The organism is Paenibacillus sp. IHBB 10380 (assembly GCF_000949425.1).
Lineage (GTDB): Bacteria > Bacillota > Bacilli > Paenibacillales > Paenibacillaceae > Paenibacillus_AQ.
The window spans coordinates 3,497,667-3,520,042 of sequence record NZ_CP010976.1 but is presented as its reverse complement, the minus strand read 5'-3'; the positions used below and the strand labels follow the sequence as shown (position 1 = coordinate 3,520,042).

At 41.0% G+C, this 22,376-nt stretch carries 23 protein-coding genes and 1 other annotated feature (1 of these 24 only partly in view); of the genes, 20 read left to right on the top strand and 3 right to left on the bottom strand.

Going from position 1 to position 22,376, the window contains the following annotated elements:
• Nucleotides 1-25: a binding site (T-box leader), on the top strand; it begins 274 nt to the left of the window's first position.
• A gap of 115 nt (nucleotides 26-140) precedes the next feature.
• From pheS to zapA, 3 genes are all read left to right on the top strand, one after another.
• A complete protein-coding gene (pheS, locus tag UB51_RS15710) occupies nucleotides 141-1,175 on the top strand; it encodes a phenylalanine--tRNA ligase subunit alpha (RefSeq protein WP_044878114.1) in 1,035 nt (344 codons plus the stop codon).
• A 27-nt stretch (nucleotides 1,176-1,202) separates the two neighbouring features.
• Nucleotides 1,203-3,653 carry a phenylalanine--tRNA ligase subunit beta gene (gene pheT, locus UB51_RS15705; protein WP_044878113.1) on the top strand — a complete coding sequence of 817 codons (2,451 nt, stop codon included), beginning with the start codon at nucleotides 1,203-1,205 and terminating at the stop codon, nucleotides 3,651-3,653.
• Between the two features lie 141 nt (nucleotides 3,654-3,794).
• The gene (gene zapA / locus UB51_RS15700) at nucleotides 3,795-5,273 is read left to right on the top strand and encodes a cell division protein ZapA (RefSeq protein WP_044878112.1); all 1,479 of its coding nucleotides are present in this window, start codon (nucleotides 3,795-3,797) and stop codon (nucleotides 5,271-5,273) included.
• A gap of 66 nt (nucleotides 5,274-5,339) precedes the next feature.
• On the opposite strand, the gene UB51_RS15695 is transcribed toward zapA, so the two are convergent.
• Nucleotides 5,340-5,726, bottom strand: a complete 387-nt coding sequence (locus UB51_RS15695) for a cupredoxin domain-containing protein (RefSeq protein WP_044878111.1) — start codon at nucleotides 5,724-5,726, stop codon at nucleotides 5,340-5,342.
• Between the two features lie 175 nt (nucleotides 5,727-5,901).
• Here UB51_RS15695 and UB51_RS26535 point away from each other — a divergent pair, with 175 nt between their 5' ends.
• Nucleotides 5,902-7,008 carry a GGDEF domain-containing protein gene (locus UB51_RS26535; protein WP_052675964.1) on the top strand — a complete coding sequence of 369 codons (1,107 nt, stop codon included), beginning with the start codon at nucleotides 5,902-5,904 and terminating at the stop codon, nucleotides 7,006-7,008.
• A gap of 90 nt (nucleotides 7,009-7,098) precedes the next feature.
• Here UB51_RS26535 and UB51_RS15685 read toward each other — a convergent pair whose 3' ends face one another.
• Nucleotides 7,099-7,455, bottom strand: a complete 357-nt coding sequence (locus tag UB51_RS15685; protein WP_044878110.1) for a phage holin family protein — start codon at nucleotides 7,453-7,455, stop codon at nucleotides 7,099-7,101.
• Nucleotides 7,456-7,606: 151 nt separating this feature from the next.
• On the opposite strand from UB51_RS15685, the gene UB51_RS15680 reads away from it, so the two are divergent.
• From UB51_RS15680 to UB51_RS15670, 3 genes are all read left to right on the top strand, one after another.
• Nucleotides 7,607-9,976: an endonuclease MutS2 gene (locus tag UB51_RS15680; RefSeq protein WP_044878109.1), complete on the top strand. Its 2,370-nt coding sequence runs from the start codon at nucleotides 7,607-7,609 to the stop codon at nucleotides 9,974-9,976.
• A gap of 39 nt (nucleotides 9,977-10,015) precedes the next feature.
• A complete protein-coding gene (locus UB51_RS15675; RefSeq protein ID WP_044878108.1) occupies nucleotides 10,016-10,435 on the top strand; it encodes a DUF350 domain-containing protein in 420 nt (139 codons plus the stop codon).
• A 158-nt stretch (nucleotides 10,436-10,593) separates the two neighbouring features.
• Nucleotides 10,594-11,148 carry a hypothetical protein gene (locus tag UB51_RS15670; protein ID WP_052675963.1) on the top strand — a complete coding sequence of 185 codons (555 nt, stop codon included), beginning with the start codon at nucleotides 10,594-10,596 and terminating at the stop codon, nucleotides 11,146-11,148.
• 94 nt (nucleotides 11,149-11,242) lie between these two features.
• Here UB51_RS15670 and UB51_RS15665 read toward each other — a convergent pair whose 3' ends face one another.
• Nucleotides 11,243-12,469, bottom strand: coding sequence for an NAD(P)/FAD-dependent oxidoreductase (locus UB51_RS15665; RefSeq protein ID WP_044878106.1), 1,227 nt, complete (start codon nucleotides 12,467-12,469; stop codon nucleotides 11,243-11,245).
• A 112-nt stretch (nucleotides 12,470-12,581) separates the two neighbouring features.
• On the opposite strand from UB51_RS15665, the gene UB51_RS15660 reads away from it, so the two are divergent.
• From UB51_RS15660 to UB51_RS15600, 13 genes are all read left to right on the top strand, one after another.
• A complete protein-coding gene (locus UB51_RS15660; RefSeq protein ID WP_044878105.1) occupies nucleotides 12,582-12,818 on the top strand; it encodes a hypothetical protein in 237 nt (78 codons plus the stop codon).
• 32 nt (nucleotides 12,819-12,850) lie between these two features.
• A complete protein-coding gene (locus UB51_RS15655; RefSeq protein WP_445322331.1) occupies nucleotides 12,851-13,225 on the top strand; it encodes a spore coat protein in 375 nt (124 codons plus the stop codon).
• 186 nt (nucleotides 13,226-13,411) lie between these two features.
• The gene (locus UB51_RS15650; protein ID WP_044878103.1) at nucleotides 13,412-13,912 is read left to right on the top strand and encodes an Lrp/AsnC family transcriptional regulator; all 501 of its coding nucleotides are present in this window, start codon (nucleotides 13,412-13,414) and stop codon (nucleotides 13,910-13,912) included.
• Nucleotides 13,913-13,929: 17 nt separating this feature from the next.
• Complete coding sequence (locus tag UB51_RS15645) at nucleotides 13,930-15,138, top strand: aminotransferase class I/II-fold pyridoxal phosphate-dependent enzyme (RefSeq protein ID WP_044878102.1); 1,209 nt, start codon at nucleotides 13,930-13,932, stop codon at nucleotides 15,136-15,138.
• A 102-nt stretch (nucleotides 15,139-15,240) separates the two neighbouring features.
• Complete coding sequence (locus UB51_RS15640) at nucleotides 15,241-15,501, top strand: aspartyl-phosphate phosphatase Spo0E family protein (protein WP_044878101.1); 261 nt, start codon at nucleotides 15,241-15,243, stop codon at nucleotides 15,499-15,501.
• Nucleotides 15,502-15,596: 95 nt separating this feature from the next.
• Complete coding sequence (locus tag UB51_RS15635; protein WP_052675962.1) at nucleotides 15,597-16,133, top strand: hypothetical protein; 537 nt, start codon at nucleotides 15,597-15,599, stop codon at nucleotides 16,131-16,133.
• 55 nt (nucleotides 16,134-16,188) lie between these two features.
• The gene (locus UB51_RS15630) at nucleotides 16,189-16,761 is read left to right on the top strand and encodes a cob(I)yrinic acid a,c-diamide adenosyltransferase (RefSeq protein WP_044878100.1); all 573 of its coding nucleotides are present in this window, start codon (nucleotides 16,189-16,191) and stop codon (nucleotides 16,759-16,761) included.
• Nucleotides 16,758-17,744: an RluA family pseudouridine synthase gene (locus UB51_RS15625; protein ID WP_044878099.1), complete on the top strand. Its 987-nt coding sequence runs from the start codon at nucleotides 16,758-16,760 to the stop codon at nucleotides 17,742-17,744. The genes UB51_RS15630 and UB51_RS15625 overlap by 4 nt, the downstream gene beginning before the upstream one ends.
• A gap of 36 nt (nucleotides 17,745-17,780) precedes the next feature.
• The gene (locus tag UB51_RS15620; protein ID WP_044878098.1) at nucleotides 17,781-18,146 is read left to right on the top strand and encodes an arsenate reductase family protein; all 366 of its coding nucleotides are present in this window, start codon (nucleotides 17,781-17,783) and stop codon (nucleotides 18,144-18,146) included.
• Nucleotides 18,147-18,231: 85 nt separating this feature from the next.
• The gene (locus UB51_RS15615; protein ID WP_082063157.1) at nucleotides 18,232-19,119 is read left to right on the top strand and encodes a 5'-3' exonuclease; all 888 of its coding nucleotides are present in this window, start codon (nucleotides 18,232-18,234) and stop codon (nucleotides 19,117-19,119) included.
• A gap of 5 nt (nucleotides 19,120-19,124) precedes the next feature.
• Complete coding sequence (locus tag UB51_RS15610) at nucleotides 19,125-20,234, top strand: phosphodiester glycosidase family protein (RefSeq protein ID WP_052676123.1); 1,110 nt, start codon at nucleotides 19,125-19,127, stop codon at nucleotides 20,232-20,234.
• 60 nt (nucleotides 20,235-20,294) lie between these two features.
• Nucleotides 20,295-21,170: an ROK family protein gene (locus tag UB51_RS15605; RefSeq protein WP_044878097.1), complete on the top strand. Its 876-nt coding sequence runs from the start codon at nucleotides 20,295-20,297 to the stop codon at nucleotides 21,168-21,170.
• Nucleotides 21,171-21,326: 156 nt separating this feature from the next.
• Nucleotides 21,327-22,340, top strand: coding sequence for an HRDC domain-containing protein (locus UB51_RS15600; protein ID WP_044878096.1), 1,014 nt, complete (start codon nucleotides 21,327-21,329; stop codon nucleotides 22,338-22,340).
• Nucleotides 22,341-22,376: the final 36 nt, after the last annotated feature.

The window sequence follows — 22,376 nt, the reverse complement described above, 5'->3', positions numbered from 1 at the left end:
GTACCACGGTCTTTTCGTCCCTTTTTTGGGGAGGAGAGGCCTTTTTTGTTATAATGCTTTGCTTTTATTTGTAGCAGGAATGGGTTATGAATGTTCATTATTCATTGAAATGAAGTGAAATCAAGGGGGCATGAAAGGCTATGAGAGAAAAGTTAAAAGAATTAAAGATTGAGGCGTTGGCCCATTTGCAGGATGTGTTAGATCCTCAAACATTAAACGATTTACGTGTGAAATATTTGGGTAAGAAGGGCGCATTAACAGAGATTTTGCGAGGAATGGGCTCTTTAAGTGCTGAAGAAAGACCTCTTCTAGGGCAAGTCGGCAATGAGGTTCGCGCAGCGATTGAGGAAGTCATTGAGGTTAAGCAGAACGCTTTTCAACGGGCAGAAACAGAACAACGTCTTCAAGCTGAACAAGTGGATGTTACGTTGCCAGGTAGAAGAATGACTCAAGGAGCTATCCATCCTCTCAATAAGGTTATTCAGGATATGGAAGAAATCTTCATTGGCATGGGTTATAGCATCGCTGAAGGACCTGAAGTGGAGACGGATTATTATAACTTTGAGGCATTAAATCTTCCTAAGGATCACCCAGCTCGTGATATGCAGGATACGTTCTATATTACTGAGGAGTTATTGATGCGCACTCAGACGTCTCCAGTACAAATTCGTACAATGCAGGCGATGGAAGGTGAGGTTCCAGTCAAAATCATTTGCCCTGGTAAGGTATATCGTCGTGATGATGATGATGCGACTCACTCTTTCCAGTTCAATCAAATTGAGGGCCTTGTTATTGATAAGAACATTCGTATGAGTGATCTAAAAGGAACATTGCAGCAGTTCGTGCAAGAAATGTTCGGTCCTAACACTCAAATTCGTTTGCGTCCTAGCTTCTTCCCATTCACAGAGCCTAGTGCTGAAGTGGATGTTACCTGTGTGAAGTGTGGCGGAAGTGGTTGCCGGATGTGTAAGCATACGGGCTGGCTTGAAATTCTAGGATGCGGTATGGTTCACCCGAAGGTGCTTGAAATGGGTGGTTATGATCCGGAAGAGTATAGTGGATTCGCCTTTGGCATGGGTGTTGAACGAATTGCCATTTTGAAATATGGAATTGACGATATTCGTCATTTTTACAATAGTGATATGAGTTTCTTAAAGCAATTCGCACGGATCTAATTTCGACAAGAAGGAAGGGAGATAGATATGAAGGTATCAACGGCATGGTTAAAGGAATATGTTGCGCTAGATAATGTTACGGCTGAGGATTTAGCTGAACAGATTACACGTGCGGGAATAGAAATCGATGAGATTGAGAACCGCAATAAGGGCGTAGACAAGGTAGTTGTCGGTTACGTGAAGAGCAAGGAGAAACACCCTGATGCGGATAAGTTAAATATTTGTATCGTAGATGCAGGACAGAACGAGGATTTACAGATTGTGTGTGGGGCTAAGAATGTGGATGCGGGTCAGAAGGTTCCTGTAGCCCTCGTGGGAGCTGTCATGCCTGGAGGTATGGAGATCAAGAAGGCGAAGCTACGTGGTGCAGCATCTCACGGTATGATCTGTTCAGCTAAAGAATTAGGTATCAATGACAAGTTGCTTCCGAAAGAACAACAAGAAGGAATTCTAGTGCTTCCAGAATCTGTAGAGGTGGGTACCCCGATAAGTCAGGTGCTGGGTCTAGATGATTATGTACTAGAATTCGATTTAACACCGAATCGCTCTGATTGTCTTAGCATGCGTGGTGCTGCCTACGAAGTAGGAGCTATTCTAGGACGCGAAGTGAAGATGCCAACGCCTGAGAAAGATCTTGTGGAAGTTAGTGATGCAGCTGCAGATCATATCTCAGTAAGCGTTAGTGCGCCTGATCATTGTAGCCACTATGCTGCTAGATATATTACAAATGTAACCATTAAGACTTCACCACAGTGGCTGCAGAATCGGCTTATGGCCGCAGGCGTACGCCCAATTAATAACATTGTAGATATTACGAATTACGTCATGCTTGAATATGGCCAACCCCTTCATGCTTTTGATGCTGATAAACTTGCGAACGGGGCAATTGATGTTCGTTTAGCCCAAGCTGGAGAGACGTTAACGACTTTGGACGGACAAGAGCGGAAGCTTGAGCCTCACATGCTATTGATTACAGATGGTGTGAAGCCAGTAGCGCTTGCCGGTGTCATGGGTGGAGCTAATTCTGAAGTTACGGAGAAGACAGTAAATATACTGTTAGAATCGGCTAAATTCGATGGAGGTACAGTACGTAAAACTTCGCGTCAATTAGGTCTTCGTTCTGAAGCGAGCCTACGTTTTGAGAAAGAAGTCGATCCGGGTGTAGTTATTTCTGCATTGAACAGAGCGGCTTATTTAATCGCTGTTCATGCCGGCGGTTCGGTACATCAAGGTGTAGTTGAAACCACAGTTACCCCTACGCAAGAGCTTAGTATTTCGATCACACTGGATAAATTGAATCGGGTATTGGGTACGGAATTGTCACTGTTGGAAGTGAAAACGATTTTGACTCGCCTCCATTTCGATTGTGCGGATACAGCACATGGCTTGGTCGAAGTTCTAGTGCCTACACGGCGTGGCGATATTAGAAGTGACGTTGACATTATAGAAGAGATCGCTCGTTTATATGGGTATGACAATATTCCTACTACACCTATTCAAGGACCAACAACGCCTGGTGCATATACGAAGCCACAAGCTTTAAGACGTGATTTACGTAGATTACTAACGCATGGAGGATGGCAGGAGTTAATGAGTTACTCTTTTACTCACCCTGATCAGGCGGCTGTATTCCCCGCGTTAACCGAGGGAAGTAGACCTGTTAGATTATCTATGCCTATGAGTGAGGAACGTAGTGTTCTTCGTACGAGTATTATCCCTCAATTACTTGATGCTATGGCATATAACGTCAACCGCAAACAATCGGATTTGGCATTATTTGAGATGGGTCATGTATTTTTCTCTGAGGAAGAACGAATAACGACGCAACCGAAGGAAATACCCGTACTTGCATTTCTTCTTAGTGGGAACCTTGGGCAGAAGCAATGGAATGTAAATCCGGTGAAGGTAGACTTCTTTGATCTTAAGGGTGCGCTAGAAACATTGGTTGAGCATCTGGGTCTTCAACAGTCCATATCTTATGTTGCTAATAAGCCTGAGGGCTATCATCCAGGTCGATCAGCTTCCATCTATTTGGAGAACAATGGGGGGAGTAAGGTATTATTAGGGACTCTAGGTCAAGTTCATCCTCAGCTTCAGCTTGATCGAGGTCTGGAAGATGTCTACGTGGCAGAAATATTGCTTCAACCTCTTTATGACTATACTCATTATGATGTAAGATATCGTGAATTGCCTCGCTATCCATCTGTTGTGCGTGATATCGCCGTAGTTGTAGACTCGCAGGTAGAAGCGGGTGCTCTTCTAGCGTTGATCCGTGAAACCGCAGGTGATTTGCTGCAGACTGTGCAAGTATTCGATGTGTACACAGGCAGTAAACTTGGCGATAACAAGAAGAGCGTAGCGATTTCACTTGTATATCGTCATCAGGAGCGTACGTTGACAGATGAGGAAGTGACTACGTTGCATGGTCATGTTGTTACAGCTCTTGAACAAACTTTTGCAGCTGAATTAAGAAAATAGCAGGAATTAAACGAAGTCACATCGAATCCATAGAAATAGAGATTCGGTGTGACTTTTTTTCCTAGTAAATATAGGATATAAGAACTTATTCATGATAAATGGACAGCGAGAATAAACACCCATGAGAAGGAGGGCGAAACAGTGAATATACCTGATCGTACACGTGTCACCGTGGAAATCTACGGGACTTCTTATAAACTGGTTGGAAGTAGTTCAGATTATATGAAAAAAATTGCTAGTTACGTGGATGAAAGGATGAACAGCATATCGAAGAATCATTCGCGGTTAGATACACCTAAAATTGCAGTGCTAGCAGCTGTTCACATGGCTGAGGAGGCTATTCAAACGCAGGAAGTCCGTCAAGAAGTGAAATTATTGACGGGTGAGCGGAGTGAATTAAGGGTTGAGATCTCTCAGCTTCAGGCAACACGCGTGGAACAACAGGAACGGCTCGTGAAGCAGCAGGAAGAATATGAGAGTAAGCTCAAGGAACAAGGGGGAGTTTATGCTCAGCTGGAACAGGCTAAGGATGAACTTCTACAGCAACTTGAACAGGATAAGGCTGACCTAATGCAGCAGCTTGAACAGCATAAGTCTCTTCTTAAAGAGGAGAGTCTTAAGAAAGATCAGTTAGTGCAGAGTCAGGCGAGTCAGGAGCAGAAGCACAAACAGAATATTCAGAATTTGGACAAGCAAATGGTTGAATTACGAAGTAATCATTCGCAGCAACAGGTGAAGCTTCGCAATATGGAGCAGGATTTAAAGAAGAGTCAAGAGGCACATACTCAATTGACCGAACAGCATAAGCAGGTTGTACATCGTGAACAGGCTTCGAAGACTGAACAACAGTCCCTATTAAGTAAAGTTACGAAGCTGGAAACAGAATTGAATCAAATAAAGAATGATTTAACAAAGTCTGAAAGTAAACGTCAATCTTTAGAGAAGACGGTTGGTGAGTATAGTGACTCTTCCCGTAAATTGGAAGGTGAGGTACACAAATTAACGGCTGAATTAACATCGTGGAAGATGCTTGCAGACAAACGAAGCGAAGAGATTGCTGAACTAGAATCAAGGATTCTAGAAAGTACCGAGCAGAATGAGACCCTTGAAGCGGGAATGAAATCACTTCATGATGAACTCACTGTTCAGAAAGAGTTGCATGAGCAAGCTAAGCGTAGATGTCAATCGTTTGAGAGCGAATTAGTCGATCTCACTAAACAATATGAAGAGGTGCAAGGATTACTACAGGTATCTAACCAAGATCTCCATACCTGGAAAAATCAGAATGAAGAACTAACAAGGCAACAATCCGTCTGGAATGTTGAGCAATTGAAGCTACAAGAAGAGCTGGATATTTGGCAGCAAGAGATCGCGGCTTCAGAGCAACAGGTAGAAGTGCTTCAAGGAGAGAAGGAGACTGTATCGACAGAACTACGAGAGATAGGCGAATCATTCGAGCTAGTAGCTAATCAGTACCGTCTATTGCAAGTAGAGCATGAAATGCAGGTAGAACAGGCGGCTCAGATTGAAGAAGAGCATCGTCTTCTCCGTGAGGAATATGCTAAATTGCAAAGTGAATATAACGAGTGGATCGAATTGATTGAACAGGATAAGAACTAAACGGAAAATCCCCTTATTATCTCAGAAAAGGATGTATTCCTTGGTATGATAATAAGGGGATTTATATTATTCGACAACGATTTCTGAAATCATCGTTGTATGGCCTGGACCACAGAAGATAGAGCAGCTTATTTCATATCTGCCGACTTTATCTGGTGTAATAACTTTTGAAGATTTTTTTTGATCAAGTTGAAGATTTAAGCCTGGTATAAGTACGCCATGGTTTCCTTCAGCGTTATCAAAAATGATTTTGACAGGTACATCCTTCTTCAAATGGTATTCCTTCTGATCGAAGGTATAGTTAGTTGCCGTGATGACTAACTCCTCGCTTGGAGCAACTCCTGTTTCCGTTAGTCCACTATCTGCTGGAGCTGAGTTGTCTTTGTTACCTCCACATGCTGCTAAAGTTAGAATAAGTAAGCATGATATAATAATTGCAAGTGTTTTTCTCATGAATTCCCTCCTATTAAACTAATAATGTGACAAATATAGCAATATTATACCTTACTATGAGATCAATCGCATATCGTTGATTTGAAGGATTAGTGAACGAGAAGTAACAAAATGATTTACAGGTATATAGATTCAGTTATAATGGATATTACATGATACTGGATAAAAGTAGGGGATGAGAATTCATACGGAAGTCATACTAGAAAATGCTTGGCACCGCAAAATAATAAATTCGTATTGGATTATGTTAGTTATGCTTTTAGTTGCACAATTTATTATAATTATGCCTGAGGGACTAGGCATTGTCGAATTAAGCAGATTGTATATCTCATTGAATTGGCGTGTTATTCTTAATGGGATTATGCTGTTATTTATGATATCCATGGAAATTTGGTTTTATTATGGAACCAATTTTAATAAACAGAAGATTGTTATGTGTGGGTTTTTATTATCCTATTTCTTTTATTTCATTGGACCTATGATGCATATCTCGCAATTTGGCTTATTATTGCCTGTGCTTGTTTCTATGATATACCTAGACTGGAAATTAGTATTTAGATATTCAGTTTCTTGCATCCTGTTATATGGTGTTATTTATTTCTTGCTTGAACTTCCAATATATGAGAAGCCTATTTATGAGTTTGTATATACTGAGTGTGTATTTATCGTGTGTATTATTATTGTGAGGACCATTCTTATTCGTATAGACGAATTCAGAGAACATTTGGAGAACGTCATTAAATCGGAGCAACAGCTGATGGTTGAAAAGACGATCTCTGACAAGTTATTAAAAATAGATGCTTTAACAGGTTTATATAATCACAAAACATTCCATGAATATTTAGAAGTACTACTGGAACAATGTGAGAACAATCAGCTGTCTCTTTCTATTGCGCTGATTGATATTGATAATTTCAAACAGGTTAATGATACCTATGGTCATAGGATAGGGGATTTAGTATTAGAAGATTCAGCGAATAAGTTAGCGTCTCTTATGATGCCCAATGATTTCGCAGCACGTTATGGTGGTGAAGAATTTGCTGTTATATTTACTGAGAAAACAGCAACTGAATCTGTAACGATGGCAGAAGATATTCGTAAGGGAATTGAACAACTGAATCATCCTGATATGGAGAACAAGCCTATAACGGTCAGTATTGGATTATGTGTATACCACCAAGGTTATGGTAAAGAGAAGTTGTTTCGTAATGCAGATCAGGCACTTTATGAAGCAAAGCGTATGGGGAAGAATCGCGTAGTAACAGCAGATGAATGTGTGTGACAAGTAAAGCTGCAAAGTGGTAATATTAGACAAGCCCCTGTCATTACACAGGGGCTTGTCGTGTGTGTTGAAATAAACTAGCTGTACATTTTAACGTGTGCTGCGACCGGCTTCGTAGGGTGTGGAGACCGGAATGAACAGATCGATAATCCCAATGACCAGTGCAGCGAGTATAGCGCCGAGCATAGTAACGCTAATACCACTCACAACGAATTGAGCAATATAGATTACCAAGGCACTGATTATAAATCCGACAATCCCCCGACCGAAGGGGTTAATCTTTTTGCCGAATATTCCTTCTACTACCCAACTAAGTAAGGCGATGACCAGAGCCAACATCAATGCGCTCCAGAATCCACCAACAGAGAATTGAGGTACGATCCATCCTACAATCATCAATACGATTGCAGCTACAATAAATCGGACGACATGCCCTAAGAAATGCATGCAAATGACCTCCTTTAGACATTAGAACTATGGTATTCGAGAGTTAGTGTATTCAATTTCTACAAATGTTATGTATTGATGGTTCGTAAATGGCGAATTTGTTCTAATTTCGTTATAATAAACTGATGATTGAAAGGAGTAGTGAACATTCTTGGACGATAAAATTTTCAAAACATTGGAATATCGTAAAATTTTAAATAAATGTGCCGATTATACCCAGACAACGATGGGAAAGCAGGCAGTGGAGGATCTTAAACCAGTTACTCAGTTGGAGTCTGTTGAACTATTGTTACAAGCGACGGATGAAGCTTATACGGTAGATCGATTGAAGGGAACACCTTCCTTTGCTGGTATTACAGATATCACTGAAGCTTTGAAGCGCGCTCGTATTGGAGGCACATTAAATCCGCATGAACTTCTGTTCGTTAGTAATATGACTTATGGATCAAGAAGGATCAAGCGTTTTGTTGCAAGCGTTCACGATGAACAGGAAGTGAGAATTCTATACACGCTTAGTGATGGAATTTCAGAACAGAAGCCGATGGAGGATGCTATTAGAGCGTGTATTGACGATAGTTCGGAGGTTATGGACTCGGCGAGTTCTGAACTAGCGCAAATCCGCCGTGAATTAAGAACTGGAGAGGCGCGGATTCGTGAGAAACTAGATTCTATGATACGTTCTTCAACAGTCTCTAAGATGTTACAGGATCAACTAGTTACGATTCGTGGTGATCATTTTGTTATTCCGGTAAAGGCGGAACATCGTTCTTATTTCGGAGGTATCGTTCATGATCAATCCGGTTCTGGAGCGACATTATTCATTGAGCCAGAAGCCATCATGAATATGAATAACAAGTTACGTGAATTACGTATGAAGGAAGAGCGAGAGATAGAAGTTATTTTGCAGAAACTAACTGCTTTAGTGGGGGATCAATCCGAGTTGCTTGGTATTGATCTTGGATTAGTAGGTGACTTGGATTTCATATTTGCGAAGGCTCGATTGGCGCATGTGATGAAAGCTTCAATGCCGAAGATGAACAATGAGGGCTACCTCAAGTTGAAGAAAGGGAGACACCCCTTAATTCCGCTAGAACAAGTCGTTCCGATTGATGTTGAGTTAGGTAGTGAGCACACCTCGATCATTGTGACGGGACCGAATACAGGAGGAAAGACCGTTACACTCAAGACGATCGGTCTACTCAGTCTAATGGCGATGTCAGGATTATTCATTCCTGCAGAGGAAGGTAGTCAATTATGTATGTTCGATGCGATCTATGCAGATATTGGTGATGAGCAGAGCATTGAACAAAATTTGAGTACATTCTCAAGTCACATGACTAATATTATACGTATTCTGAAGCAAATGACTCCTCGAAGTCTTGTGCTTCTTGATGAGGTAGGGGCAGGTACAGACCCTGCAGAAGGTTCAGCATTAGCGATCTCTATCCTAGAATATATTCATAGATCTGGATGTCGTATGGTGGCCACAACGCACTATAGTGAGTTGAAGGCGTATGCGTATGAACGCTCAGGTATTATTAATGCTAGTATGGAGTTTGATGTAAACACGCTGAGTCCAACATATCGCTTACTGATCGGTGTACCAGGAAGAAGTAACGCTTTTGCCATTGCAGAACGTCTTGGGCTACAAGAGAGTATACTGGATTATGCTCGAGGTGAAGTGAAAGAGGATGATATGCGTGTGGAGCATATGATTGCTTCGCTTGAAGAGAATCGTTTAGGTGCGGAGAATGAACGTGAGCATGCAGAGCAACTACGGCAAGAGATGGAGAAATTACGTACGCTTCACCAACGTGAGCTTGAGAAGCTGGAGCAGCAACGTGATAAGCTATTGGAGAAAGCGGAATTCGACGCCTTGGTGATTATTGATAAAGCACGTACAGAAGCGGAGAAGATCATATCAGAACTGCGAGAGTTAGCTCAAGCAGAAGGAGCAGCGGTCAAGGAACACAAGTTGATTGCTATTCGTAAACAGCTTGAGGAAGCGGAGCCGAAGGCTCGGAAGAAGGGCCCCAGTAAAACGCAGACGAAAGCTCCTCGTGCTATTGAAGCAGGGGATGAGGTTAGAGTGTATAGTCTGAACCAGAAAGGCCATGTAGTCGAACTTGCAGGGAACAAAGAAGCTCTTGTTCAGATGGGAATTATGAAGATGAAGGTAAGTCTTGACGATCTAGAATTGATGAGCTCTGCTAAAACAGAGAACCAGCAGCAAAAGCAGCGGAACGTGACGACTCTTAATCGTACGAGGGATGAACATATTCGATCCGAGCTGGATTTACGGGGGTCTAATCTAGAAGAAGCACTGATGGAAGTAGATCGCTTCATCGATGAGGCTTTTCTTGGCAATTTAACATTGGTTTACATTATTCACGGTAAGGGAACTGGAATATTACGTACGGGAATGCAGGAATATCTTCGTAAGCACAAACATGTAAAAAGTTATCGATTGGGCAATTACGGAGAAGGTGGAAACGGAGTGACCGTAGCCGAACTGAAATAGATAGATTCAGAACTGGATACAAGGAGGTTTATGTGATACATGTTTAATGCGATTGATCGATTGCTCGCACACCCTATTGGCACACTGATTGGTTATTTTTCAGTGGGAATATTGGCGTTAATTGTGTTTCTCTCATGTTTTGAATTGGTTACGAAATACAAGTGCTGGGATGAAATTAAACGAGGAAATATATCTGTAGCTATGGCAACAGGCGGTAAAATATTCGGAATCTGTAATGTGCTGAGATTCAGTATCGAGGCTAAAGTTTCGATTTACGATTCGATGAAATGGACCTTCTTAGGTTTTTTATTACTGTTGCTTTCTTATTTTCTATTTGAGTTTTTAACGCCTGTTTTTTCAATTGATGAAGAAATAAAGAAGGATAATCGGGCGGTAGGGGTAATCTCAATGATGATCTCTATTTCACTTTCTTACTTAATTGGAGCTTGTATTTATTAACTTGAACACTAAGTTTATCTTAGGAAGGAGTTCTCTTAAGGAGAACTTCTAGGAGGGCATTACCTAATGAAAAATTTGGTACGTATTTTATTTGTGGCTGCAATAGTTTTTTTTGCAACAGGAATCATTTATTTAATGAATGTCTAGGAGGCTTAATTATGCAAACCAATATTTGTCCATGGTGTCAAACTGAAATTGTATGGGATGAAGAAATAGGTCCCGAAGCGGAATGCCCTCATTGTCAGAATGAATTAAATGAATACCGTACGATTAACATCGGACTTGATGAGGATGAAGAGCAACAACAACTAGAGCCGAAGTTTGTCCCGAACAGTCCAGAAGATGATCTAGATTCTGAGGATTACTGGGATGAGGATATTAATGGGGGCATTGCAGCTTTCCGTGCGCTAGATAAATATGAGACGACGCATGACTTGATTGATTATGATGCGACGGTTGCTAAAGTGTTGGACGAGCAGTTGGAAGTGCTTGAATGTCCACACTGTCACGAATACATGTTACTTGCAGGTCAACAGAAGGTTACGAATTCAGACTATAAACCTTTCGTATTTAATGCACTTCAAGCTCCTATACTGAGTGCACCTTTTACGATTAATATGTATATTTGCTCCGGTTGCTTCCATGTTGAGAGCTCATTAAATAATGAAGATCGTATACGTTTCATTGAAGGGTTAAATGCTAAGAAGCTTTAAGTCTTAGCGATATAAATAAAGTTGAAATTTAGCCCTTACCATTGGTGAGGGCTGTTTATTGTTTGTACTCTGCTGTGTATATCTTCGAGTATAGTCATCGATTGGGCAAGGGTTTAGTCGTTCTAGTAAGGGAGAACAGTTCCATCTCTGGTCGGGGGTTACCTGATATAACATCAGCAAGTAAATCCGCTGCAATCATACTAGTGATCGTTCCATTACCTCCATAACCTTCTATAAAATAGCAGTGAGGGTATCGTGGATGTGGGCCAATCATTGGAAGTCCATCATGAGTTGATCCGAAGATGGAAGCCCAGGAATAGTCAATGGTAAGTGGACCGAAATTAGGAAATAGTGATTTAACTTCATGGAGCAACTTTTGGCTCTGATGGATAAGTCTTACTTCTCGATCTTCAGGGTCAATAACGACTTCATCCAGTCCTCCAGCTACAATTCTACCTTCAGGAGTTGTTCTCATATACAGATAAGGGCGAGCCGTTTCCCATATGAGACATCGTTCGTGCCATTCACTCAAATCTACGACAGGATTAGTTACGATAGCATAAGTGGTATTTAAATACGCATTAGCGTCTGGTTTGAACTCCTGTGTCTCGTATCCTAACGCAAACACAACCTTTTTAGCATAAATTTGGTGATTGTTGGTGTGACATATGACACCGTCTTGTTTATATTCATATGAATTGATTTCTGAATTAACGAAAACTGGAACACCTTGCTTATGAGCGCTGGCTACTAGTGCTTGGCACAATTGAATGGCGTTCACCTCCGCATCTCCATGGGTGCAAAGCGCAGCATGTTTAGAGAAGGGGAAGGAGGAGACGATTCGCTGTTCGTTCCAATATTCTACATCGAAGCCATGCTTCATAAGATTCATGTATTCTTCCTTGAGTATGGTGATGTCTTCTTCACTACTTGCAAAATAAAAACTGCTACGCGGTATAAACTGCGTTTCGAATATGAGCTTATCTTGAATGGCGCGTAACTTATTAAGAGCTTCTCTGCACATTTTATAGTACGATACGCCTACCTCTTCACCGAATGAGTGCATGAAGGAGGTTAGCGATTTATCATTTGCAAATTGCAGTAATCCAGCGTTGGCAGCTGTTGTACCTTTACCAATATCTCTTTTATCCACTAGAACGGTATTCACTTGCTGTAATGAGAGTAAGTAAGAGACTAATGCGCCTGCTATTCCCCCACCAATCACAAGACAATCACAAGTGATATCGTGATCCAGAACAGGATATTGTGGGAGTTCCTGCATGGTTGTGGACCAAGCAAGAGATCCTATATTTAAATGCATCTTCAACGCTCCCTATAATAAATTACGAACTGAGAATTTTTCACATAGAAATATATGCTCTGGATATACTATTCCTTGTCCAAAATTATTTACTCAGGAGGGAAATAAAAATATGCAGTCTACGCAAATGCAGCCACTTACAAATAAAGAATTGGATTATATTATGGATTCTATTTCCAATGAAGATATGTTGATTAAACAATGTACAGTCACAGCGGCTAATTCGCAGAACCAGAATGTTCAACAGGCCTGCCGAAGCTATATTCAAAGTATGGAACATCATTTAGATACGCTTGTTCAAACGTTACAGCAGCATCAACAAGTAGCACCTACACATATGCAACAATAATGAAATAAATAACAAAAGGAGGAAATAAAATAATGAATCAGAGCAACTCAGCATCTTTGCCCGAACAAGATTTACTAAATACGATCCTATGCGATTTGAAAAGAACAGTAGGAGAATATACAACGGCTACAACCGAATCTGCCTGTCCCACGGTACGTCAAATGTTCACCCACCTTACGAATGATACACTACGGCTACAGGGAGAAGTGTTTCAATTAATGCAACAACAGAATCAGTATGTAGTCCCTAGTAAAGCGTTGCGTGAAGAACTTGACAAGCAGATACAGCAATCTCAAAAAACACAACAGCAATCTCGCCAATTCGTTCAGCAGACGTTAGACGGAGTGGGACAATTTCAACCTATGGCTCAGCAACAACCTAATTCTCAGAATTCTAATTACATGTAGCTTTTTCTTGAGATTATCAAGTATGTTTAGTGGACCATTCCTTGAGTTATAAAAAAGAGGAATGGTTTTTCTATGCACAAACTCTTAATTATTGTAATATAAGTATTAATCTCTTTCCGCAGGCATTCATGAATATGAAATTATGAATAAGAATACCTGTGGGAGGCAAGTGCTGGAGGATGACTTATGAAGGAACTGAACGATCTAAAGTTGAAGCTGTTAGAGCTTTTGAAAGAGGATGCGAGAAGATCCCCTGCTTTACTGTCTACACTTCTTGGTGTAAGTGAAGATGAGGTCAAGACGACAATAGCCGAGCTTGAGAGTGATCATGTCATTGTGAAGTACGCCGCAGTTGTTAACTGGAGTAAAATAGAAGATGAGAAGGTTACTGCGCTAATTGAAGTGCAGATTACGCCAGAGCGGGGACGTGGATTCGAAGGGATTTCTGAACGTATTTATTTGTTTCCTCAGGTTAAATCGGTATACTTGATGTCGGGCGCTTATGACTTACTTGTTGAAGTAGAAGGGCGTAATTTAAGAGATGTAGCGAATTTTGTTTCTGAGAAGTTATCGACGATTGATTCTGTACTATCCACCAAAACCAACTTTATTCTAAAAAAATACAAACAAGATGGTATTATCTTAGACGAACATGAAGAAGATAACCGCCTCATGATTTCACCGTGAAGGAAGATGTGAGTGTCATGATCTTAAATGAAGATCTTGCAAAAGAAAATAACAAATCCATGGAATCATATTTAGCGCCGCTCGTTAGGGATATTGCTCCTTCGGGTATTCGTAAATTTTTTGATCTTGTATCTGCTAGCAAAGACATTATTACGCTAGGAGTAGGAGAGCCAGACTTTATTACTCCATGGCATGTTCGTGAGGCTTGTGTTTACTCATTAGAACGTGGATATACAAGATATACTTCTAATGCAGGTATGCCAGAGTTACGTGAAGCTATTGGGAAATATCTGTATGACAGTTTTCGTGTATCTTACGAACCGCAGCAGCAAATTTTAGTGACAGTTGGGGGCAGTGAAGCGATAGATCTAGCCCTTCGAGCACTCATTGTTCCTGGCGATGAAATTCTCATACCGGAACCTTGCTATGTATCGTATTCTCCAATTACTTCAATTGGAGGAGGCGTTCCGGTAGGAATTGAGACGAATGCTGAGAATGGCTTTAAGCTGACTGCTGAAGCGCTGGAGGCGAGGATTACATCTAAGTCTAAGGTACTGATTCTAAGCTATCCAAGTAATCCTACGGGTGCCATTATGACATATGAGGATTGGCTTCCAATAGCTAAAGTGGTAGAGAAGCATGACTTGATCGTCATTTCAGATGAAATCTATGCAGAACTTACGTATAACGAAAAGCATGTTAGTTTTGCATCTATTCCAGGAATGATCGACAGAACGATCTTAGTAAGTGGTTTCTCGAAGGCATTTGCCATGACAGGTTGGAGAATGGGCTATGCTTGTGGTCATAAGGATATTATTGCAGCGATGCTCAAAATTCACCAATATACTGTAATGTGCGCTCCAGTGATGGGTCAAGTAGCTGCTTTGGAGGCGTTAACTAATGGTCTTGAAGAAAAAGATCGTATGGTTGATTCTTACAATCAAAGAAGACGTCTAATTGTTCAAGGTTTCCGTGATATAGGCCTAGATTGTCATGAACCTCAAGGTGCCTTCTATGCTTTTCCTAGTATTGAGAGTACAGGATTATCTTCAGATGATTTCGCACAAAGGTTACTTGTAGAAGCGAAAGTGGCTGCTGTACCTGGCAATGTATTTGGTCTAGGTGGAGATGGATTTCTCCGATGTTCATATGCAACTTCAGTTACTCAATTGAATGAAGCGCTGGATCGAATTGGCCGATTTGTGGATCAATTAAAAAAAGAGTGAATAATGTAATTTTTGAGTTCATAAATATTTCTCTTTAATTTATTTGATATTATGTTATAATTTTCCTCTGTGAGCATAATTAGACTATCTAGGGGGGCTCTTATGTTGTGTACTGATTATGATCTACCCACATATCTCGGAAGTTATGCTGCCGAAGGAAATCGTAATAAATGGTCAACGCATGCAACTGATTCTTCTCTAAGGGACAATGTGCTGGAAGATGAGATCCAAGTTCTTCGTAGTAAAATGGAACAAACATTTACTCAGGAGAAGTCATTTACTTCCGATATTGTTATTGAAATCAGTATAATGCTAGACCAAAAAATTAATGAATATATGAGAATATGTGGCGCCAAAAAATAGTGTCATTAAAGAAGATCCGATGATGTCGGGTCTTCTTTTTATATCTATTGCAGATATGATATATTAGAGTAACTAGTTATAAGGGGGAGCAGACGTTGAAAATTATAGGTAGGCTCATTGTTATTTTGTCGGCATTAATCATGCTAACTGCATGTGGACAGGATAAGGCCGATGTAACGATTTTTATTACAGACGATAAAGCTAACCCTTCTCTGATCAGCGAGGAGCTAGAACAGAGATTACAGGAGAAGTTAGGGGAGGAGCTTACGGTTCAAATCGTAGCCGCTCCGATGTTCGTTCAGCAGAAGTTAATGGTGGAGTATGCGGCTGGTGAGAATGACATTATCATTTTGCCAGAGAATGAAATGAAGAGATATGGTAAAGAGGGGACAAATATTGCCCTTGATTCGTATTTCGATACAGAAATGTATTCAGATGGTGTATTTGAGGGTGGCTCCTTGGATGCTGAGAATAATATCAAGCTAGAGAAGCATCTATATGGTATTCCAGTTTCTCAGATGAAAGCCTTTCAAGATTTACAATACACCGGTGAGGAATTGTACGCTACGATTGTACCTTCTGCCGATTCTAAAGAGAATGCTGTTAAAGTATTGAAAGCGTTGACTGAATAAAACTCAGAATGATAACCATTATTTATGCATATTAAACAATTTTGGAGGGATACAGATGAAAGTTTACACACGATCGGGTGATGAAGGAGAAACATCAGTAATCGGGGCTAGGGTGACCAAAGACGATAATCAGGTAGAGGCTTATGGAACAATCGATGAATTAAATAGTTTTGTTGGACAAGCGATTAGTTTAATGGTTGACGATGAGCAATTTACTGATCTGAAGGAGCAACTGCTAGAGATTCAACAGGAGCTATTCGATTGCGGTTCAGACTTGGCCTTTGTGAATCTCAGCGAGAGTAAGTACAAAGTATCTGAATCGATGTCTGAGCGGCTTGAGCTTTGGCTCGACACTTGTGAACAAGAGAATCCACAACTGGAACGTTTCATTCTACCCGGAGGAACTTTGCTCGCGTCTACACTTCACGTATGTCGGACGGTGTGTCGCCGCGCAGAACGCAGGACCGTTACATTAGGAAAGGGTAAGGAAATCAATCCTGCAGTACGTAAATATCTGAATCGTCTATCTGACTACTTCTTCGTCATAGCTAGAACGGTGAATGTGCGTAGTGGGGTGGCTGATATTGAGTATGTACGTAGTAAAAAGGTATTTCGATCAGGCAAATGACACAATCACAATACTATAATCCAATAACATATGTGATTCCCACAGAAGAAGAGGGATGGAAGCTCAAGGATATATTGCAGCGAAGGTTAGGTGTATCTCGTAAATTGCTATCTCGTTTGAAACAGAGCGAAGAAGGTATTCACTTGAATGGTGAAAGAGTCTATATTAGTGTTTCAGTTAGGAGTGGAGATGTGGTGGAGATCCGAATGGAGCAGGAATCCTCGGATGATATTTTACCACAGCCCATTCCTTTTGATATATTGTTTGAGGATGAGCATTTGCTAGTAGTGAACAAGGAAGCAGGAGTGATCGTTCATCCTACAAAGGGTCACTATACAAATACGCTTGCTAATGGTGTGGTCCATTATTGGCTTGAACAAGGACAACGGTTTCGGTTTCGACCCGTACATAGGCTGGATCAGGACACTTCTGGCGTTATCGTCATTGCTAAGAATCCATATGTACACCAACATATTTCTGAGCAAATGGCAGATAATAAAGTAGACAAAAACTATATTGCGCTAGTTCATGGTACGCCTCATCCTTCGGAGGGGATCATTGACGGTCCGATTGATAGAGATCCTGAAGATCCTCATCGTAGAATCGTGACGGAAACGGGGTATGCTTCTTTGACGCGTTATAGACTTCTTGAAAAATATAAGAATGCGTCCATGGTAACATTGAAACTAGAAAGTGGTCGGACGCATCAGATTCGTGTTCATATGACATCTATAGGTTGTCCGCTTATCGGAGATACATTCTATCAACACCCTTATTATAGTGAAAAGAAAGATCAGGAAGAGAAGACAGAGACCCAGACCGAGACCGAGGTAAGGGAGCTTGATCAATATATGGGGCGTCAAGCCTTACATGCAAATGAATTATCATTTTTTCATCCTATATTGCATCAATTTATGACCTTTAAGGCTCCTCTACCGCTAGATATGCAGCAACTTCTTCATAAATTGCTTGGTTCGGTGTGATGATCAATATGAATTTGACGGGAGGAATAATACAATATGGCGAAATTAACAGTGTATCAATATCCTAAATGCAGCACATGTCGAAATGCTGTGAAATGGTTACAAGCTCATGCACATGAACTTGAACTACGACATATCGTCGAGGAACCACCTACGGTGTCAGAGCTGAAGCAACTTATCCCCAATAGTGGTTTAGAACTCAAAAAATTTTTCAATGTAAGTGGAGAGGTCTATAAACAAATGGGTCTAAAAGATAAACTTGCAGAACTTAGTACGGATGAACAGATCGAACTCCTTTCTTCGAATGGCATGCTTATTAAGCGCCCGATCGTGACAGATGGGAGTCAGGTTACAGTTGGATTTAAAGAAGATCAATATGACAATTTGTGGGGTGATGTTTAAACACCCCAAGGGTTTGATAGTTATGATATACTAGTTGAATCACTTTAATTGTAGGTGAATTACAGGATACAAGGAGCGGTAAAGAGTGACACGCAATAATCAACAATCTATTATGCTGGTCGATGGAATGGCCATATTATTTCGAGCTTATTTTGCAACAGCTACTAGCGGTTATATCCGCCGGACTAAGGCTGGAATTCCTACGAATGCCGTCTATGGCTTCGTTCGTTATTTTTGGGATGCTGTACAGACTTTTAATCCGAGTCATGTCGTTTGCTGCTGGGATCTTGGTGGTGGGACTTTCCGTGCCGAGGAATTTGCAGCTTATAAAGGGAATCGATCGGAAGCGCCTGATGATCTTGTGCCTCAGTTCGCCTTGATTCGTGAAGTGGTGGATAGTTTCGGTATTCCAAATATTAGTTACCAAGGTTTTGAAGCAGATGATTGTATAGGTACATTAGCATCACATTATAGCGAAGATATGAACGTGACAATCTTAACGGGGGATCATGATTTATTGCAGCTTGTGAGCCCGCAAACGAGTGTGATTATTATGAAAAAAGGGCATGGAAATTACAAAGTATATACACCCGAATCTTTGTACGAAGAGAAGCAATTACTTCCTCGTCAAATTATTGATGTTAAGGCATTGATGGGTGATGCTAGTGACAATTACCCAGGCGTACGTGGGATAGGTGAGAAGACGGCGATGAAGCTAATTCAAGAGTATGGGTCCGTAGAGAGCGTTCTAGAGAATCTTAATCAGTTATCAGCTAGTGTGCGAACTAAGATTGAGAATGATCTGGAAATGTTACATTTGTCGCGTAGACTTGCCGAGATTCATTGTAACGTTCCTATCGAATGCCAACTGGATGGTTGTATGCTAGAACTTGATCAATTTCTCATAACATCTAAATTTGAAGAGCTTGAAATGAGTAGTCTATGTGGACTGATAGGAGTGGAAGTCGTTTAGTGAAGATGTCTTGGGGGAAACTCAACAGAAAGAATATAAGCATAGGTATGTTAGCCATGCTATTTATAGGATCTTGGTTACTGTCTGGTAGTGTGGATACTTCTTATGCCGCTTCTAAAGCCACAGTTAAAAGTGAAACAAAGAAGGTAACCGTTAGCGGTCGAACCTTCACAGTTCAGACAGTGACGATTCCTAAAGGTACGCCTGTTACCTTAGGGCTTGCCAAAGGCCAAGTCGGAGCAACACAGAATTTCAACGCTATTGTAAAAGCATATGGAGCTCAGGCTGCTATTAATGGGGCTTTCTTCGAAGCTTATGGTGGCCCAACAGATTCTTATGGTAATTTGATCGTGGATGGTAGGGTCGCACATATTGGACGTTACGGCACGACCATCGGCTTCAAAACCGATGGTTCAGTGCTAATGGATAACTTGTATATCAGTATTACAGGGAAGGTTACAGGAACAAAAGGGCGTTCTCAGAGCTGGTATGCAACCTTTGTCAATCGTACCCCTGCGGTCAACGCAAGTAACAGTATATTATTTACCCAAGATCGTGGAGCACGTGTAGGCTTTAAGGGTGGGATTGCTGTTGTGATTGTGGATGGTAAGGTGAAAGATATAATGTCTAATAATAATGTGGCTATTCCTCCAAAAGGTTATGTTATTGTGTATAGTGGCACACAAAAGTCAATGGCAGATCGTTTCGAGATTGGAGCAACGGTAGAGATGAATGTTGCTTATAAAGATCCTAATGGAAAGTCTATCCCATGGGAAGATGTTGTTACCGCTGTTGGAGCGGGACCACGCCTCGTGAAGGATGGTAAGGTTTCTTTATCGCCTGCTGGAGAAGGATTTCAGGATCAGAAAATTTTGAGTAGTTCTGCTGCGCGTAGCGGTATTGCCGTTAAAGCAGATGGCTCAGTCATGATTGCAACTGTATCTGGAGCCACTATGAAACAATGGGCTGAAATTATGAGTAAGATGGGTGTCAAACAGGCTATGAATCTGGACGGTGGGGCTTCCTCTGCAATGTATGGTAATGGAAGAACTATAACCAAAGCGGGTAGATTGCTAAGTAATACGTTAGTTTTCGGAAATAGCCTGAATAAATAGAAATAAATGAATTGTTGATGTAATTCACCAGGTATCTAAAGCATATAGGAGGTATTTAGAATGAATTTACTGGGAGCTATTGAAGCTGGAGGCACTAAATTTGTATGTGGAATAGGAACGGAAGATGGAAAGGTTGAGGAACGGGTAAGTTTCCCGACAACAACACCCGCTGAGACGATGGCAAAGGTGGACTCTTTTTTTGAAGGTAAAGGAGTACAAGCTATCGGAGTGGGATCATTCGGTCCGATCGACCCTGTGAAGGGAAGTGCTACTTACGGTTATATAACTACAACACCTAAGCCGCATTGGAGTCAGTACGATATTGTAGGACATCTGAGTTCACAATTTAACGTTCCTATTGGCTTTGATACGGATGTGAATGGAGCTGCTCTGGGTGAACATCTATGGGGTGCTGGACAGGGAAAAGACAGTTGTCTTTATATTACTGTAGGTACTGGCATTGGAGCGGGTATAGTTGTTAATGGAGAGCTAATACACGGTTTATCTCATCCTGAGATGGGTCATATATTAGTACGTCGTCATCCAGAAGATTCCTACGAGGGATTCTGTCCTTATCATGGAGATTGTTTGGAAGGGCTTGCAGCAGGTCCGGCCATTAGTAAGCGTTGGGGTGTCCCAGCCGTTGAACTAAGTGCTGATCATCCTGCATGGCAAATGGAGGCTTATTACTTAGCCCAAGCCATAATGAATTACATATTGATTGTATCACCTGAGAAGATTATAATGGGTGGTGGCGTTATGAAGCAGCCACAGTTGTTCCCACTTATTCATAAGGAACTTAAAAATCTGTTGAATGGTTATGTTCAACATTCAGCTCTAAATGACGATATTGAACAGTATATTGTCTCGCCACAACTGGGTGATAATGCAGGTCTTTGTGGTGCATTGGCATTAGCCAAGATGGCGTTGTCATAATTTCACCCATTTTGTATAAGATGATTGACGATAGGATAGTTTATGTTATTATTGGTTTAACAGTATAGCAGTGAAATAATGAGGAAGCACCTCTCTTACTTTTATGTAAGAGGGGTGCTTTTTTTGTGTTGTACTGAAACAAGGGAGGCGTGTGTCATGCAAATCGTATTTATGAATCGTCTGGTGAAGGAATTGGGAAGCGATGAAGTATTAGCAGCACAGGTATGGATTGGAGAAGAGGAAGGAATATGGCATCTAGGTTGGAGAGATTTACTTATAGGTGATGAAACAAATGATAGCATATGGTATGAAGGGATATCGTGGAATGAAATGTTGTGCATTTATCGACATGGTCTGGCAATGAAGTTAGTGGAGGGGTATAGGCCCTTAATTGAAGGTGTATTCCATGAAGATGAGGAACTACGAGGCAAAGGGAGTACAGTGCAGAAGTTATATTGTTACAGTGAGCTCCATTTACGTGAGGAACTATATGTACAATTAAGTTCATGGAGACGCAAGAGGGCAGGAACTGAACATAAAGCACCCTATTTCATTGCAAGCAACAAAGTCCTTCGACTTATTAGTACTTTCATACCACATAACGTGGAGGAGTTGTTACAACTACCTGGAGTTGGAGTGAATAAAGTAGAAGAGTACGGAACAGATATATTGGAGATTACTTCTCTCGTTGAACGGCGTCATCGGTTTCCGTTGGATTGGGTATACACCTCATTAAGTGAAGAAGTGTATACAGCATGGGTATTTAAGCAGAAGGAGCAGAAGTATAAAGATGAGCTTGATAAATATAGAATGCATCATAAACTACTACAAGGTATTTCAGAGAAGAAGAATTTGGATCAATTAAGACAAGAATGCAATGTGAAACGTAAAGAGTTAATTGAAGCTTTGGAGGAGCTAGAGAAGGCGGGGTATAGTACAGAGACCTTGATAGAGATTGAGTTACAGGGTATGAATCATGAGGAACAAGTGGCTGTATGGTCAGCTTTTGAGGAGTTAGGGGATACATTCTTGAAGCCTGTACTGCAACGTGTTTATGGGACGGATAAGGAATCTGTAAAGATTGGAAGTACTGAACTGCTATATGAACGTATACGGATGATCCGCATCCGCTTTCGTAGAATGTTGGACTCTAGGAGAAACGTAAGCTAGCATAAACAAAAGGACGAAGAAATTTCTGCATTTAGA

Bases quoted from the DNA above. Each gene is read 5' to 3' on its own strand.
- UB51_RS15645 (WP_044878102.1), top strand. From the start codon at position 13,930: ATGATCTTAAATGAAGATCTTGCAAAAGAAAATAACAAATCCATGGAA.
- UB51_RS26535 (WP_052675964.1), top strand. From the start codon at position 5,902: ATGAGAATTCATACGGAAGTCATACTAGAAAATGCTTGGCACCGCAAA.
- UB51_RS15610 (WP_052676123.1), top strand. From the start codon at position 19,125: ATGTCTTGGGGGAAACTCAACAGAAAGAATATAAGCATAGGTATGTTA.
- UB51_RS15640 (WP_044878101.1), top strand. From the start codon at position 15,241: ATGTTGTGTACTGATTATGATCTACCCACATATCTCGGAAGTTATGCT.
- UB51_RS15685 (WP_044878110.1), bottom strand. From the start codon at position 7,455: ATGCATTTCTTAGGGCATGTCGTCCGATTTATTGTAGCTGCAATCGTA.
- UB51_RS15675 (WP_044878108.1), top strand. From the start codon at position 10,016: ATGTTTAATGCGATTGATCGATTGCTCGCACACCCTATTGGCACACTG.
- UB51_RS15600 (WP_044878096.1), top strand. From the start codon at position 21,327: ATGCAAATCGTATTTATGAATCGTCTGGTGAAGGAATTGGGAAGCGAT.
- UB51_RS15630 (WP_044878100.1), top strand. From the start codon at position 16,189: ATGAAAGTTTACACACGATCGGGTGATGAAGGAGAAACATCAGTAATC.
- UB51_RS15620 (WP_044878098.1), top strand. From the start codon at position 17,781: ATGGCGAAATTAACAGTGTATCAATATCCTAAATGCAGCACATGTCGA.
- pheT (WP_044878113.1), top strand. From the start codon at position 1,203: ATGAAGGTATCAACGGCATGGTTAAAGGAATATGTTGCGCTAGATAAT.
- pheS (WP_044878114.1), top strand. From the start codon at position 141: ATGAGAGAAAAGTTAAAAGAATTAAAGATTGAGGCGTTGGCCCATTTG.
- UB51_RS15665 (WP_044878106.1), bottom strand. From the start codon at position 12,469: ATGCATTTAAATATAGGATCTCTTGCTTGGTCCACAACCATGCAGGAA.
- UB51_RS15625 (WP_044878099.1), top strand. From the start codon at position 16,758: ATGACACAATCACAATACTATAATCCAATAACATATGTGATTCCCACA.
- UB51_RS15695 (WP_044878111.1), bottom strand. From the start codon at position 5,726: ATGAGAAAAACACTTGCAATTATTATATCATGCTTACTTATTCTAACT.
- UB51_RS15655 (WP_445322331.1), top strand. From the start codon at position 12,851: ATGAATCAGAGCAACTCAGCATCTTTGCCCGAACAAGATTTACTAAAT.
- UB51_RS15605 (WP_044878097.1), top strand. From the start codon at position 20,295: ATGAATTTACTGGGAGCTATTGAAGCTGGAGGCACTAAATTTGTATGT.
- UB51_RS15660 (WP_044878105.1), top strand. From the start codon at position 12,582: ATGCAGTCTACGCAAATGCAGCCACTTACAAATAAAGAATTGGATTAT.
- UB51_RS15650 (WP_044878103.1), top strand. From the start codon at position 13,412: ATGAAGGAACTGAACGATCTAAAGTTGAAGCTGTTAGAGCTTTTGAAA.
- UB51_RS15670 (WP_052675963.1), top strand. From the start codon at position 10,594: ATGCAAACCAATATTTGTCCATGGTGTCAAACTGAAATTGTATGGGAT.